14 protein-coding genes are annotated in these 12,432 nt (G+C 33.5%); 5 read left to right on the top strand and 9 right to left on the bottom strand.

The features are described 5' to 3' along the window. Positions 1 to 79: 79 nt before the first annotated feature. From Q0W95_RS02445 to Q0W95_RS02410, 8 genes are all read right to left on the bottom strand, one after another. Positions 80 to 496 carry a DUF1492 domain-containing protein gene (locus Q0W95_RS02445; protein WP_036755908.1) on the bottom strand — a complete coding sequence of 139 codons (417 nt, stop codon included), beginning with the start codon at positions 494 to 496 and terminating at the stop codon, positions 80 to 82. A gap of 47 nt (positions 497 to 543) precedes the next feature. Further along, positions 544 to 1,887, bottom strand: a complete 1,344-nt coding sequence (locus Q0W95_RS02440; protein ID WP_297789568.1) for a DEAD/DEAH box helicase — start codon at positions 1,885 to 1,887, stop codon at positions 544 to 546. Then, positions 1,868 to 2,149, bottom strand: a complete 282-nt coding sequence (locus tag Q0W95_RS02435) for a VRR-NUC domain-containing protein (protein ID WP_036755901.1) — start codon at positions 2,147 to 2,149, stop codon at positions 1,868 to 1,870. Before Q0W95_RS02435 ends, Q0W95_RS02440 begins: the two co-directional genes overlap by 20 nt. A 122-nt stretch (positions 2,150 to 2,271) precedes the next feature. Continuing rightward, complete coding sequence (locus Q0W95_RS02430) at positions 2,272 to 4,509, bottom strand: phage/plasmid primase, P4 family (RefSeq protein WP_297789565.1); 2,238 nt, start codon at positions 4,507 to 4,509, stop codon at positions 2,272 to 2,274. After that, complete coding sequence (locus Q0W95_RS02425) at positions 4,496 to 4,873, bottom strand: DUF4406 domain-containing protein (RefSeq protein ID WP_036755897.1); 378 nt, start codon at positions 4,871 to 4,873, stop codon at positions 4,496 to 4,498. Before Q0W95_RS02425 ends, Q0W95_RS02430 begins: the two co-directional genes overlap by 14 nt. After that, positions 4,866 to 5,624, bottom strand: a complete 759-nt coding sequence (locus tag Q0W95_RS02420) for a phage antirepressor KilAC domain-containing protein (RefSeq protein WP_233047294.1) — start codon at positions 5,622 to 5,624, stop codon at positions 4,866 to 4,868. The genes Q0W95_RS02425 and Q0W95_RS02420 overlap by 8 nt, the downstream gene beginning before the upstream one ends. A 13-nt stretch (positions 5,625 to 5,637) precedes the next feature. After that, positions 5,638 to 6,255 (bottom strand): hypothetical protein, encoded by a 618-nt coding sequence (locus Q0W95_RS02415; RefSeq protein ID WP_036755893.1) that lies wholly within the window; start codon positions 6,253 to 6,255, stop codon positions 5,638 to 5,640. Between the two features lie 313 nt (positions 6,256 to 6,568). After that, positions 6,569 to 6,703: a hypothetical protein gene (locus Q0W95_RS02410; protein ID WP_261674204.1), complete on the bottom strand. Its 135-nt coding sequence runs from the start codon at positions 6,701 to 6,703 to the stop codon at positions 6,569 to 6,571. A 182-nt stretch (positions 6,704 to 6,885) separates the two neighbouring features. Between Q0W95_RS02410 and Q0W95_RS02405 the strand changes: the two genes are divergently transcribed. The 5 genes from Q0W95_RS02405 to Q0W95_RS02385 all read left to right on the top strand — a co-directional run bounded on the left by Q0W95_RS02405 (position 6,886) and on the right by Q0W95_RS02385 (position 11,531). After that, complete coding sequence (locus tag Q0W95_RS02405; protein WP_070584809.1) at positions 6,886 to 7,803, top strand: ABC-three component system protein; 918 nt, start codon at positions 6,886 to 6,888, stop codon at positions 7,801 to 7,803. A 1-nt stretch (position 7,804) separates the two neighbouring features. Further along, complete coding sequence (locus Q0W95_RS02400) at positions 7,805 to 8,257, top strand: ABC-three component system middle component 2 (protein WP_070584807.1); 453 nt, start codon at positions 7,805 to 7,807, stop codon at positions 8,255 to 8,257. A gap of 1 nt (position 8,258) precedes the next feature. Beyond that, complete coding sequence (locus Q0W95_RS02395) at positions 8,259 to 10,097, top strand: AAA family ATPase (protein WP_233047295.1); 1,839 nt, start codon at positions 8,259 to 8,261, stop codon at positions 10,095 to 10,097. Between the two features lie 13 nt (positions 10,098 to 10,110). Then, positions 10,111 to 10,332, top strand: coding sequence for a helix-turn-helix transcriptional regulator (locus Q0W95_RS02390; RefSeq protein WP_070584801.1), 222 nt, complete (start codon positions 10,111 to 10,113; stop codon positions 10,330 to 10,332). Positions 10,333 to 10,439: 107 nt separating this feature from the next. After that, positions 10,440 to 11,531 carry a hypothetical protein gene (locus Q0W95_RS02385; protein WP_297789548.1) on the top strand — a complete coding sequence of 364 codons (1,092 nt, stop codon included), beginning with the start codon at positions 10,440 to 10,442 and terminating at the stop codon, positions 11,529 to 11,531. 57 nt (positions 11,532 to 11,588) lie between these two features. Here Q0W95_RS02385 and Q0W95_RS02380 read toward each other — a convergent pair. Next, a partial coding sequence (locus tag Q0W95_RS02380) for a DNA cytosine methyltransferase (RefSeq protein ID WP_297789545.1) occupies positions 11,589 to 12,432 on the bottom strand: 844 nt, incomplete at its 5' end.

The following is a 12,432-nucleotide window of genomic DNA, read 5'->3' as shown; positions in this document are numbered from 1 at the left end:
AAATCTCCAAGGCTCTTTTAATTATTCTTTTTCTATTTTAATGATACTACATTTTTCTACTCTTATTCTATCAACTTTACTACATAGCCTTAATTGGAATTGAAATTTTTCCTAAAGCGTTTCTATGCACATTAAAACAGTACTGAATTGAGTAGTTCATATCTACTGCAATCTGTTCCCAAGAATTAAAGCATAAATATCTCTTTTCAAGAACTGTTTGTTCCTCTTTATCTTTTAATGAATAAATAGAATTTGCTATCTCTTTCTTCAAATCCACCAAATTATCTATATCCTTATTGATTTCTTCTTGAAGTTCTACAATCTTAATTATAGTATCCTCAAGTTTAGATGTTCCTCTATTGGAACTCTTTGGCATATCTGATAAAGTTGATGTTGCTTTAGTAGCAAGTGCATTTAAACTTTCAACTTGCTCCAGCTTGCTATTAATTCTTTTGTCTAAATAAAAAGCTTGTTTTAAATATTCTTTTGCATTCATTTCTTACCTCCATAAGTTTTGAGGTAAGTTCTCTATAGAACCTCTACTCATTTTAGATTTGCTTTTACTGCATCTATGAGTGCAGCTTGTGTTTTATTCTTATTTTCTAATGCTTTCATAACATCTTCATCAATGGTTCCTTTTGCTAATATATGATGAATCACAACTGTTTCTTTCTGACCCTGCCTATAAAGTCTGGTATTAGTTTGCTCATAAAGTTCTAAGGACCAAGTAAGAGAAAACCAAATAAGTGTTGAACCTCCAGCTTGTAGGTTAAGTCCATGACCAGCAGATGCAGGATGAATAATGGCAACAGGAATATGTCCTTGATTCCATTCTTTAAAGTCCACACTTGTCTTAAGTTCTCTTACATCAAACTTATCTTTTATTCTTTTTAAATCTGACTTATACCAATATGCTATAAGAACAGGTTTACCATTTGCTCCTTCTATCAAATCTTCCAAAGCATCAATCTTTCTATCGTGAATATGAATACTTTCCTTATCATCGTTATAGACAGCTCCACTTGCCATTTGGAGAAGTTTATTTGAAAGCGCTGCAGCATTTACAGCATCAATTTCTTCATCTTCAAGTTTCAAAACCATATCAGCTTTTAAGCTATCGTATAAGTTTCTTTCTTTTTCAGATAGGTAAACTTCAACTTCGTTTAATATACACTTTGGCATTTTAAGAAAGTCTTTTGACTTCATAGAAATCGTGATATCAGATATTAAACTATATATCTGTTTCTCTGCTCCATCTTTTGGTTTATATGAAAATATGATTTGCTGATTTCTTTTATCTGGTATAAAAAAATTCTGCCTATAATGAGTAATATACCTTCCAAGCCTTTCTCCCATATCAAGTAGTCTAAACTCTGCCCATAAATCCATAAGTCCATTACTGGATGGTGTACCTGTTAGCCCCACTATCCTTTTTACCTTTGGTCTTGCTTTAAGAAGTGATTTGAACCTTTTCGCCTGATAACTTTTGAAAGATGATAGTTCATCAATTACCACCATATCAAAGAACCACTTAAAGCCACTTTTTGTAATAAGCCAATCTACATTTTCACGGTTAATAATATAAATGTGTGCAAGCTTATTTAGAGCATCTAACCTTTCTTTTTCACTTCCTGTTACCACAGAATAGCTAAGATATTTTAGATGATCCCACTTTTCAATTTCATCTGGCCAAGTGTTATTGGCTACCCTAAGAGGTGCAATTACAAGTGTTCTTGATACATCAAAGTAATCTAGCATAAGTTCATTTATTGCACTAAGGCTTATGACACTTTTCCCAAGTCCCATCTCAAGTAAGACTGCTGAGATTTTATGACTTACAATAAAGTCCGTTGCATACCTTTGATAATCATGAGGATAGTATTTCATCAATAACACCTCCGATTTGCTCTTTACCATCAATCATAAATGACCTAAAACCTAACTGCCTAAAATCAGCCATTCTTTTTAACTGAAGAGGTCTTGGCTTTTTACCTTTTGCCTTAAGTTCTACAAAGGCAAACTTCCCATCTGATAAAAATACCATTCTATCTGGAAGTCCATCCATACTTGGACTTGTAAGTTTTATGCAAAAGCCTCCCAATGCTTTAACCTCTTTTACTAAAGCTTTTTCTATTTCTTTTTCTAACATGAAAACCTCCATTTTTAGTAGAGGTGCAGGGATATGCAGGATATTTTCCTATATTAATATATATACTAATTTTTTACCTATATAGACAATAATAGTAAATACCCTTCACCCACCTGCACCTTTTAATCTTCTAACTCGGATTTAAGACGAATGCCAAATACAATTATGCCTTTTTTTGTCTTTTTCTTGTTGAATCCTTCAAGCTCTAATACAGAATAGAAATCGGCTGCACTTCTGGTAAATTCACCTGTTCTAAGACAATATGCTCGATAAGCGGTATATAGCTCACCACTTTTCTCTGTAAAAGCACTGTCAATTTCACAGCATTCATCTAAGAAATGATTCATCCAGTCATTATTTTCTCTATATGCTTTTATGGCATCTTCTACTCTTCTTGGTGGATTAATATGATATTCGTCTGCAATTACTTGCTTTGCTCCCTCTATAATCCAAGAAAGAATCGCACCACCAGCATTTTCATATAGATACTCTGTAAAATTCTTTATATCGTTTTGGCCTTCAATCTTTGCATCAAAAGGAATGACAATTAATCTTCTCCAGGTTCCTTTATCAACAGCTCCTACTCGTGGCAGGTGATTAGTGTATAAAACTAGGGTATGACTTGGCACATAACTAAACGGAGATTTAAACTTCTTTTCTGCAAAGATTTCATCAGTAGAGCAAAGCTGCTTTACATTTGATGTATTCATTCGCATACCCTCTTCAAGTTCAGCAGCAATAAGCAGTCTTTTACCCTTTGCCTCAGCAAGTTCTGGTTTTACATTTCTTCTGCATCCAACAGTTAACATATCTGCAGACATATTCCCACTATATGTTCCAAGCACCTTTGATACTACATTCCAAAAAGTAGACTTACCATTTCTTCCCTCACCATATGCGATAATAAGAGCCTCAACATAAACCTTTCCTATTGACGCAAGTCCCACTATTTTTTGAACATAGGAAATAAGGGCATCATCATTTACAAAGAAAGTGTTAAGTGCATCATCCCAGATTTCTTTACCATCTTCACTAGGTGATACAGTTGTTTGTTTTGTAATATAGTCAGATGCCTTGTGATTATTTTTACTACCAGTTACAAGATTTATAGTTTCAAATGGTGTATTTAATAGAAATTCATCTGCATCAAGCATCGACTGTTCGATTTGAACCATAGGCCTTACTTCCTTAAGTGCAGCAGAGATATATTTTGTATCTCTTCTTTTAATTGCATACTTACGATAGGTTTCAGCCTGCTCATATTTTTCAAAAGACCTTGCTTGTTCTCTATTAAACTGGGCACTTGCTTTCTTTGGACCCATTGCAGCAATAAGTGCCCATGCACCATTTTTGTTCATCTCAGCTACCATCTTTTGTATTTCAATTTCTGCCTCTTCTAGCTGTCTTGCTGTCAGCTCTTGTGCTATTGCTTGAGCATTAGGCTGTGATTCTTCCCAAAAGCATCCATTATATACAAGAAAATCTGTTGCAGGAGAATAACGGAGTTTATCCCCATACTCCCTTGCTAAAATTATCGCTTGACCAACATCTGAAAAATCTTCTGGCATAAGCTGAAGTTCAAGATTGTACTGCTCCGGTGGTATATATCCTTCTTGGTTTGAAACCTTATCTCCGAATTTTTTAGCACTGTTCCATATAGTTGATAGTTCTTCATCAGATAGGGGAGGATCACATCTAGTTGCTTGTTCTAAAAATTTCTCATATGCCTGATCACTTGCCCCGAACCTTTTTATTAGCTTGCCAGCAATATGGCTCATAGTGTTATTTCTATTGCCACTTTCTATTTTCTTTTCATCCAGTTTTGCAAATTCATCTTCTTGTAGAAATTCAATAATTGAAAACTCGCCATCATAAAGTTCTACTTCCGGATTTGGAATGCCATAAATAAATCTGGCAGCATCCAAAGCATTATCATCAAAATATGAAAACTCTTTAAAAAGTTGTTCTTTGTAACTTGAATATTCTCCAGCATCATTTATTTCTTCAATTGGAAAATAGATATGAAATCTTGGTCTTGCTGACTTATTTCCTTTTACCTTCATATGGTTTCTGCTATATGATGCAAAAAAGCATACTCCTGGAAAGGCTAATGCCACATCAAAAGGTGTCACCCAGTCTTTTTCATCATCTGAGTGATCATTATCACAGTCCATAGGTATGCAATTAGAAGTTATGAACTTATCTTTACTTCTATAACTGCCTTGAAACTCTGCTGTAACATGGTCAAAAGAGATAGCTTTTATAAAGCTATCCCTATCAACAACTGTTACCATATTAGGATAAAGGCAGTTATTCTTATTTCCGATGCAAGTAGCATCATAACAATTAAAATTTAGCATTTGTCTTAACCTCCAAACCCTCACTTGTAAAATACTTAATAACCTGTTTTCTTTTTTCAGCAATTTCAATTTCTCTTTTCATGCCTTCAGTCATTTGACTGCCAAACACCCATACTTCCTGGCATTTACCAAGAAGTATGATATCCATAAAAAGTGCATCCTTTCTTTGTTCTAAATCTCTATCATCCATAAAGGGAAACAATAGATGTGGAGTTACAGGAATTGCATCATTCTTGTATGCCAACTCTGCATAGTGAATTGCTTTCTTAATGCTTAAATCTTTATCACCACTATATGGAGCGCAGATATATGCAAGTGGTCTAAAGTTTGGATTTTCAAGGTGTTTCTTATATGTCTTACTCATGGTCTGCCTCCTGTTCAATAAGTGGATAGATTCCGTTTTGTTTCATTAGGTCATAGATAAATAGTCTTCCCTTTTGAGTCCAGTAAGTATGAACCTTAGAATGATTTGCTCCATCTGTTCCAAGATAGTTATGAGTCTTAGTACTGGTATAACCTTCCTCTGCATACTTTTGATACAATAGCCAAATATCTGACTGCTTGAATTGAACTCCCAAATCATGTAAGAAATTATTCATCCATTGAGCAGATTTCCCATAGTCTTTTGCTATTGCTCTCATTGAAAGAAGATCCTTACAGTTAAGGACAACATCGTAATAACTAACCTTTGGTTTCATCTCTGCAATTTGTTGCGACTGAAGTGCTACTGTATTTAGAAGTTTCAAGTTTTCCTTTTCAACAACCGCCAGTTTTTTATTGGCAAATTGTAAGGCTCTAGCCATTACTGCTTCCGGAGAGTTCCATTGCTCTTCAATTTGAATGAAATACTTTCTAAACATTTGACCCAATTCAGTTCTTTGAATCATACATAACTGTTTAGCCATATCGATTGTCAGCTGATGATTCGTAGCTGGTCTTCCTCCAGTACTTTCGCTCAAAATTGAGCAAAAGTCCTTTCCTTCTTCAAATCCATACTCACACATTCTAGGAAACCAATCCTTGTAGGCTGTTTTAATCTGTAAAGATTCATGCAATTCTCGTCCATTTACAGTAGGACGTTCACTGTTGTAGTCAATTTTGATTAGCTCTTTCATATTAGCTACCTCCTTAAATTTCTTTGAAGGAACTACTGCCTTCTACTTGGTAGCCTTGGGAGAGTCCAAAATCTGACGCTTTTGAAAAACTTTTTTCTAAATTTTTATTCGCTCTCTTTAATTTTTGTGTAATGGAGTTGGCAAGTCTTGAAACTGCCTCGTTATATTCGTATTCAGATTCAAATGCATCACGGCTTAGCATAGATTCCGCTTTTTCATTGATTAGCATTCCACCAATTCTCACTGACATGAATAAATCAGCTACATCTGGCTTCAAAACTGAATAAACAAACTCCTTAACAGCTTCATATGTTTCCTGTCTATTCCTATTTATTTCGTCTTTAAGGAATATAGAAGGATCCACCACTTCACTCATACTTGGTTCAAAATCACCGGTTTTTTCACCATCTTCATCCTTTGTTGAAATAGCAAATCCTTTATGCCTTTCTTGCTTATGCATGACATTGTATTCTGGACGGTTGTACTCTTTATCAACCTCTTCTTGTGCTCGCTTTTCAAACTCTTCTTCTGATTCATCTGGTAATAAGTCAATATTTAACCAACCTTTGATTTCAGATAGGTTTAGTTCAAATGTTGTAAACTCTTTTTCATAACGTATTTTGATTTTCATAAAAATCCCTTTCCTTTCTGCCGATTGCAGTAAGACGAAAGGATACAAAAAGAGCCGATGCTATATGAAGCACCGACTCTCTTGCCTAAAAATAGCCATAGAAAAATAGAGGTACCTCACAAAGCACCTCACGAATAAATCCGTGAATGCCGTATGATGTATCCCATCGCCCTATAGCTAATCAGGCTCTGTGATAATTTAGTTGTGCAGGCCGATTATTAATCAGTCACTGCTTAGTAAGTGAGTTTTCTAAAACCCACCCCCTAATTTGCAAAGTACTATTTATAAAAGAGTTACTAGTACTTTTAGGCACCTACCTGCCTTTTTTGGTTTGTGCTAGTGCACTACCAGCTACAGACTTTGCTTTACTTCCATAACGACCATCTCTAAGAATTGAACTTGCTTTAGAAGCAACTCGTTTAGAAGTCTGTTTTGAATTCTTTGCCATATATGTCACCTCCCTCTTTGCACAGAGTTTCTTGTTTATTGCCAAGAATTCTGATATAATATTTTTAATAGAAAATATGAGAATTTCTATACCTATATCCTACCAATTCGACCTATTTGAATTCAGGAACTTACGGAAGCATTCGGAAGCTTGCGGAAGAAATAATGAAAGGAGGTTATTTCGTGGAATTCAAAGATTATGCACAAGGACTAAAACCATATTTTTCCTTCGGAAAAAACGATGCAGATTTTTTTGTAGACATGATTGGAAATTTTATAAAAGACTCTGTTATGGATAATTGTAAAATTTTAGACAATATGCCTGATACTCAGGCAAGATATATAAATGGAAACTCTATCAGTAAAAAGGATGCCTTGTTTCTCTTTGAAAATAAAGATATTGACAAATATATTCAGTGGGTTCATGAATGCATTGAAAAATCTGATTCTTATACAGACATATGTGAATGGTTACAAAATAACGGTTTAACTGGTTCTGCTCCCGACATCGAATGTTATGAGCTTTTAGCATCGATTTTTCTGTCTATTACTAAGAAATCCAAAGCGAAAAAAAAGACCTCCTCCCCCTTCGAAGAAAGTCTTAATTTAATAAAGGATATTAATACAAAAGTTGCCTCTTTACCCCGCCCAATATTTGTTCAAGTACCAGATATTGCCTCTCCCATCGAATCACCATATATTCAGGAACTTTATGCAGCATATGGTGATGCAGAAGCAGTTAAAAATTTTTCTAATAAGGATCTTCCGCATTATCCTGACTACGAAGACGATTTAAATGATCGCAGGATTGATTTCTATGCCGCAGTTTCTATTGAACGCAGTTTATTAGAATTGGATGCTGATAATCTGTCCAATCAATTTGACGTTCTAAAGGAAGAAACGCTTGATGGAGTTAAAGATACAAATAGGAAAAAGTATGCTAACGGATATGAAAAAATGCTATCTGTCATGGAGCAAGCCTCAACTCTACAATATAGAAATTATTTACTAAGCCAGTCACCTTATTGGATAAGTAATAAAATACAGAAAGGCGTTTGTCATCATTTAGTAAATGACGGCAAGCTTAGGTGGGTGAAATAAAATGGCTAAAAAAGAACTATTTGGATCTGTTTTTGAATCTTCTCTTCGTATACTGTTATTACTGGATGTACTCAATGATATTCCATTGAATGAATCACAAATTACATCTATTGATTTCATGGCCATATATGGTAATGATTATGGAATTTCTGATGAAAATTTACATGGGTATGGAATATTTAGACATAGCGAGTTTTCTGCAAAATCAAGGTCCATTTCTCTAGCATTAAAAAAATTAGTTTTAGAATCATCCGTAGATTTTATTTCTAATAATAACGGATACAGCTATTCCATCTCACCCCAAGGGAAAAGAATAGCAGATGCCATCAACGATAGATACAGTAATGAATATAGAAATGCAATAAAATCTATAATGAGTGAGTATCCTAATCTGAATTTTATAGAACTACATTCTACTATTCTTTATAACTCTATTGATTCATTGGAGGATTAACATGAATGGATTCATAATAAAACGATTAACAGTATCTGGAGGAGGCCATTCTCCTTCTACTATTGATTTTTCAGACAGAGTTAATTTAATCATAGGCCCATCTAATACAGGTAAAAGTTTAATCATGGACTGTATTGATTATGTTTTTGGATTTACACCTAAGTCAGATAAACCATCAAAAATTGTAGATAACAATAACGGATATACTCATATTGAATTGTTACTGGATTCGGATAATGGTAGTCTAACACTTAAAAGAGAAATTGGTTCTACCAAAATTGAAGTTATCAGTGGTATATCAAATATTGATTGTGGATTTTATAGCGCTGATCACAAAGCAAAGAAAAACATTAGTGATATTTTACTTTATTTAATAGGTATTGATACAACTCATAAAGTATTAGCATCTCAAGCAGGTAAAACTCAAAAATTAACTTGGAGAACTATATTACATCTATTCCTTATGAAACAAAAGGATATTGATAGAGAGACTTCTGCTCTTTTAATGCCCGATCAAAGAGGTAGAACTCCATCAGCTTCTGCCCTTCTATTTCTATTAACAGGATTAGATGCCAATGATGTAAAAAAACAAGAAGACCCTACTATAAGCAAGGCCAAACGTGAAGCAATAATTATGTATATTCGTTCCAAAAAGGATCAACTAATTGCTAAAAAGGAATCTATAGAAAAGAAACTACCCAATCATGATGTACAAGATTCAAAACGACTAGTTGATTCTCTGCAAGCAGAGATAAGTATTCTTCAAGAACAATTAAATGAAGCAAATGATAAAGGTAAAGAATTACTAAATGACTTGTACAATAATAACTCATTACTTTCTGAAACTAATACATTACTCAGAAACTTTGAGTCATTAAATAACCAGTATAAATCAGATATACGAAGGTTGGAGTTTATTATAGATGGTCAAACTGCATCTATAGACATAACACCTCATAAAAACTGTCCTTTCTGCAATAATGAATTAAAAAATCCTCCTAAAAAGGATTACATTGAATCTGCTGTTTCAGAATTAAACAATCTAAAATCGCACCTTGTTAATCTGGAAATTGCACAGAGCAGTGCTTTAAAGAAAAAAGAAATTGTTGAAAAGAAAATTATTGAATTAGAAAAATCAAAAGCTGATTTGGATGATTATATTAACTCTTCTTTAAAACCGAAATTAGATACCTTTAATGAAGAACTAAATAAACATCTAAAAATAATGCAAATGCATTTTGAATTAGCTTCATTAAAGGAGATTGAAACTGAATTTGGTACAGATTTATTTATTCAAGAAACTAAAGAAGATGAAGCAATCAACAAGTACAACATATTTAGTCAATTTGACCTTCAGTTAATACAAGCATTTGAAGAAAAATTAAAATACGCTCTAGAAAAATCAAAAATTGGAGGCGCTTCTTCAGCTAGACTTAACATGAAATCATTCGACATTGAAATTGATAATATAAACAAAGCTTCTAGTATGGGTGGTGGATACTGTGCAATACTAAATGCTTTAGTATCCTATTCAATGCATAGCTTCATATTAGAAATAAATGGGTACTCCCCTAACTTCTTTGCAATTGACTCTGCCTTAACTCAATTATCTGAAGCAGAATACGTGGAAGCAATTAACTCAGTTAAGCGAGGTTTCCTAGAATTTATTCTCAAACAGAATCATAATAGACAAATAATTATGATTGAACAGAAGGATGAGTTACCTTTCATACCAGAGCATTGTCCTGATAAAGGCATCAATGTAATAGAATTTACAAGAAATCCAAACTCTGGGAGATATGGTTTTCTTAATGACGTTGTAAACGCTGAACATAAATAGATTGGGAGACAATATGAAAATAACTTACGAAAAACTATGGCACATACTACTAACTAAAAACATGACACGTGAAGATTTAAGAATACAAAGTGGCGTTAGTTCTAACACAATTGCAAAACTAGGTCGTGGAGATAATCTAACAACAGATGTTTTACTAAAAATATGTAAAGTTCTTAAATGTGGCATTGAAGATATTTTAGAAACAAAGTTTATAGATGAGGAAGATGAACAGTAACATCCAATCAATGGCTATTATGCATCTGCATTAAATAAGGTCATCACTTTAAGGTAATTATTAAACACTAACCTAATACACAAAAAATCGTTAAGGAGTTAAATAAAATGAGCGCGACAAATGAAAGAAATAAAAAAGTATCATCTATTTTAGATAGTATTTATGCAAATGCAATCAATGATGATTATTTAGTTGATGAATCGAAATATAGCAATTCATTAAACAAGCTATTTACCACAAGTGCATGGGGATTCAGAGAAATTTTACTCGTAGTAATTGTAGGAATGAAATTAGATTCATCATTCAAAGCCTCTGTGGGCTTATATGATTGTAATCCCAGAGCAATATATGAAGGACCTATAAAAGAATTTTTAATCAATAAAGAAATTCCACATAGAAAGTCTGGTCCTTTGAATGTCGCTAAAGCAACTGTAGGCTTAGACATGACTTGGGCTACTCAGCGCAGACCTTCTAATGTCGCTGAAGAAGTTGTTAACTTGGTAAATTTACTCGAATCAGATAAAACAATAATTGATGATGTTTCTGTTTCATTGATTCGTAAATTAATTGGAGAATCCAAACGCATAGAAGCCCTTAGTGTTAATGAGGAACCTTCTTCTGATCCTCTATTTCTATATAAGCTTTGTTATGAATTAACTACAAAAGTCCCTGATTCGGGAAATACTCCACAAAAGATAGCAGCTTATCTTCTAAAAAACTTTCATCTTGCTATGAATACTGGAGTAATAGTTACTGGAGAAGAAGATAGAGCTTCTGTTACAAGTACCACTAGCAAAAAACCTGGTGATGTTAATGAAGAATCTATTGACGGCATAATTTATAAAGTCTATGAAATCACCGTTAAACCTTTTGACATAGCTAGAATCCGTGATTCATATGACTGCATCCATATATATAATGATAATAATGGAAATAATGTAAATGAGGTAATTGTGATCTGCCGTGAAGAAGATTGTCCTAAAGAAATGACAAAAAGTAATCTATCTTTATATATGGGAAACTATAATTATCAAGACATAGTATACTATTATTGGAATATTTTTGAGTGGATGTCAGATACTTTACAACGAATGACACCTCTAGCCAGGAAAAATTTCTATTCCGACTTGAACAATTATATATCTGATATAAATACTGCGGAAATTGTAAAAATAAAATGGCAAGAATTACATCAGTAAATTTTTTACAGCCTCTTTATATCAATAGAGGAGCATTTTTTATGCTCCTCTATAACACTAGCAATATTTTTTTAAATACTCCATTATCGCTTTGGCGACAGCTTCAGCTAATTTACAAGGAACCGCATTACCAATTTGAGTATAAATCTTACCTTTGTTTCCACAAAAAATATAATCATCTGGGAATGTTTGTATTCTAGCAGCTTCTTTGATCGTAATTCTTCTCAATCTTTTGGGAGCTTCCACAAATTCAGGTTCTATAGTTCCTTCCATAAGCCCTTTATGATAATTTACTACCCAATCACTTTCCGAGTTTCCATATAAATAGTCTTCATCTACAAAAGGGGTTTTGTTTCCTCCCATTGAGGCAGGGAGTGTATTCGAATATTCATCAACATTTATAGGTCTTCCCTGACCATTAAAATACATACCTGCATATGGAGATTTTCTCATAATCGGCTTAGTAGCAAAAGTAATTTTTGCCGTACAAGTATTTGGATTAACCTTAGTTCCTGCTTTACCAAGATCCTTTAGAGTTTCCCTTATGAAAGGAGCTTGATTTTTTTGTTTCTGTAAAAGATTTCGAATATTAAATTCAAAATTATCATCTTTACAATCTTTTATTCCTATGAAGAACACTCTTTCACGTTTTTGAGGCACCCCATATTCAATTGCATTTAAAATATAAAGCTCACATCTATACCCCATTGCTTTGGCTTTATCTAAAAATTTTGTTCTAACCGAACTCCATTTGTCTAACTTACCTAAAGCTTTAACATTCTCCATTACAAACATTTTAGGTTGTACTTTATTTACGGCATCCAAAAAAGTAAAAATTAACTTACTCCTCTCATCAGAAGGATTCATTTTCCCCGCCACTGAAAACCCTTGGCACGGCGGT

The sequence above is a fragment of the uncultured Anaerococcus sp. genome (assembly GCF_947253225.1).
Classification (GTDB): Bacteria; Bacillota; Clostridia; order Tissierellales; family Peptoniphilaceae; genus Anaerococcus.
The sequence above is the reverse complement of the archived record's forward strand: the minus strand, read 5'-3'. Positions and strand labels throughout refer to the sequence as shown.

Excerpts from the sequence above, each read along its gene's own strand:
- Q0W95_RS02435 (WP_036755901.1), bottom strand. The coding sequence starts at position 2,149 with ATGTTAGAAAAAGAAATAGAAAAAGCTTTAGTAAAAGAGGTTAAAGCA.
- Q0W95_RS02400 (WP_070584807.1), top strand. The coding sequence starts at position 7,805 with ATGGCTAAAAAAGAACTATTTGGATCTGTTTTTGAATCTTCTCTTCGT.
- Q0W95_RS02415 (WP_036755893.1), bottom strand. The coding sequence starts at position 6,255 with ATGAAAATCAAAATACGTTATGAAAAAGAGTTTACAACATTTGAACTA.
- Q0W95_RS02425 (WP_036755897.1), bottom strand. The coding sequence starts at position 4,873 with ATGAGTAAGACATATAAGAAACACCTTGAAAATCCAAACTTTAGACCA.
- Q0W95_RS02390 (WP_070584801.1), top strand. The coding sequence starts at position 10,111 with ATGAAAATAACTTACGAAAAACTATGGCACATACTACTAACTAAAAAC.
- Q0W95_RS02420 (WP_233047294.1), bottom strand. The coding sequence starts at position 5,624 with ATGAAAGAGCTAATCAAAATTGACTACAACAGTGAACGTCCTACTGTA.
- Q0W95_RS02440 (WP_297789568.1), bottom strand. The coding sequence starts at position 1,887 with ATGAAATACTATCCTCATGATTATCAAAGGTATGCAACGGACTTTATT.
- Q0W95_RS02445 (WP_036755908.1), bottom strand. The coding sequence starts at position 496 with ATGAATGCAAAAGAATATTTAAAACAAGCTTTTTATTTAGACAAAAGA.
- Q0W95_RS02410 (WP_261674204.1), bottom strand. The coding sequence starts at position 6,703 with ATGGCAAAGAATTCAAAACAGACTTCTAAACGAGTTGCTTCTAAAGCA.
- Q0W95_RS02430 (WP_297789565.1), bottom strand. The coding sequence starts at position 4,509 with ATGCTAAATTTTAATTGTTATGATGCTACTTGCATCGGAAATAAGAAT.
- Q0W95_RS02385 (WP_297789548.1), top strand. The coding sequence starts at position 10,440 with ATGAGCGCGACAAATGAAAGAAATAAAAAAGTATCATCTATTTTAGAT.
- Q0W95_RS02395 (WP_233047295.1), top strand. The coding sequence starts at position 8,259 with ATGAATGGATTCATAATAAAACGATTAACAGTATCTGGAGGAGGCCAT.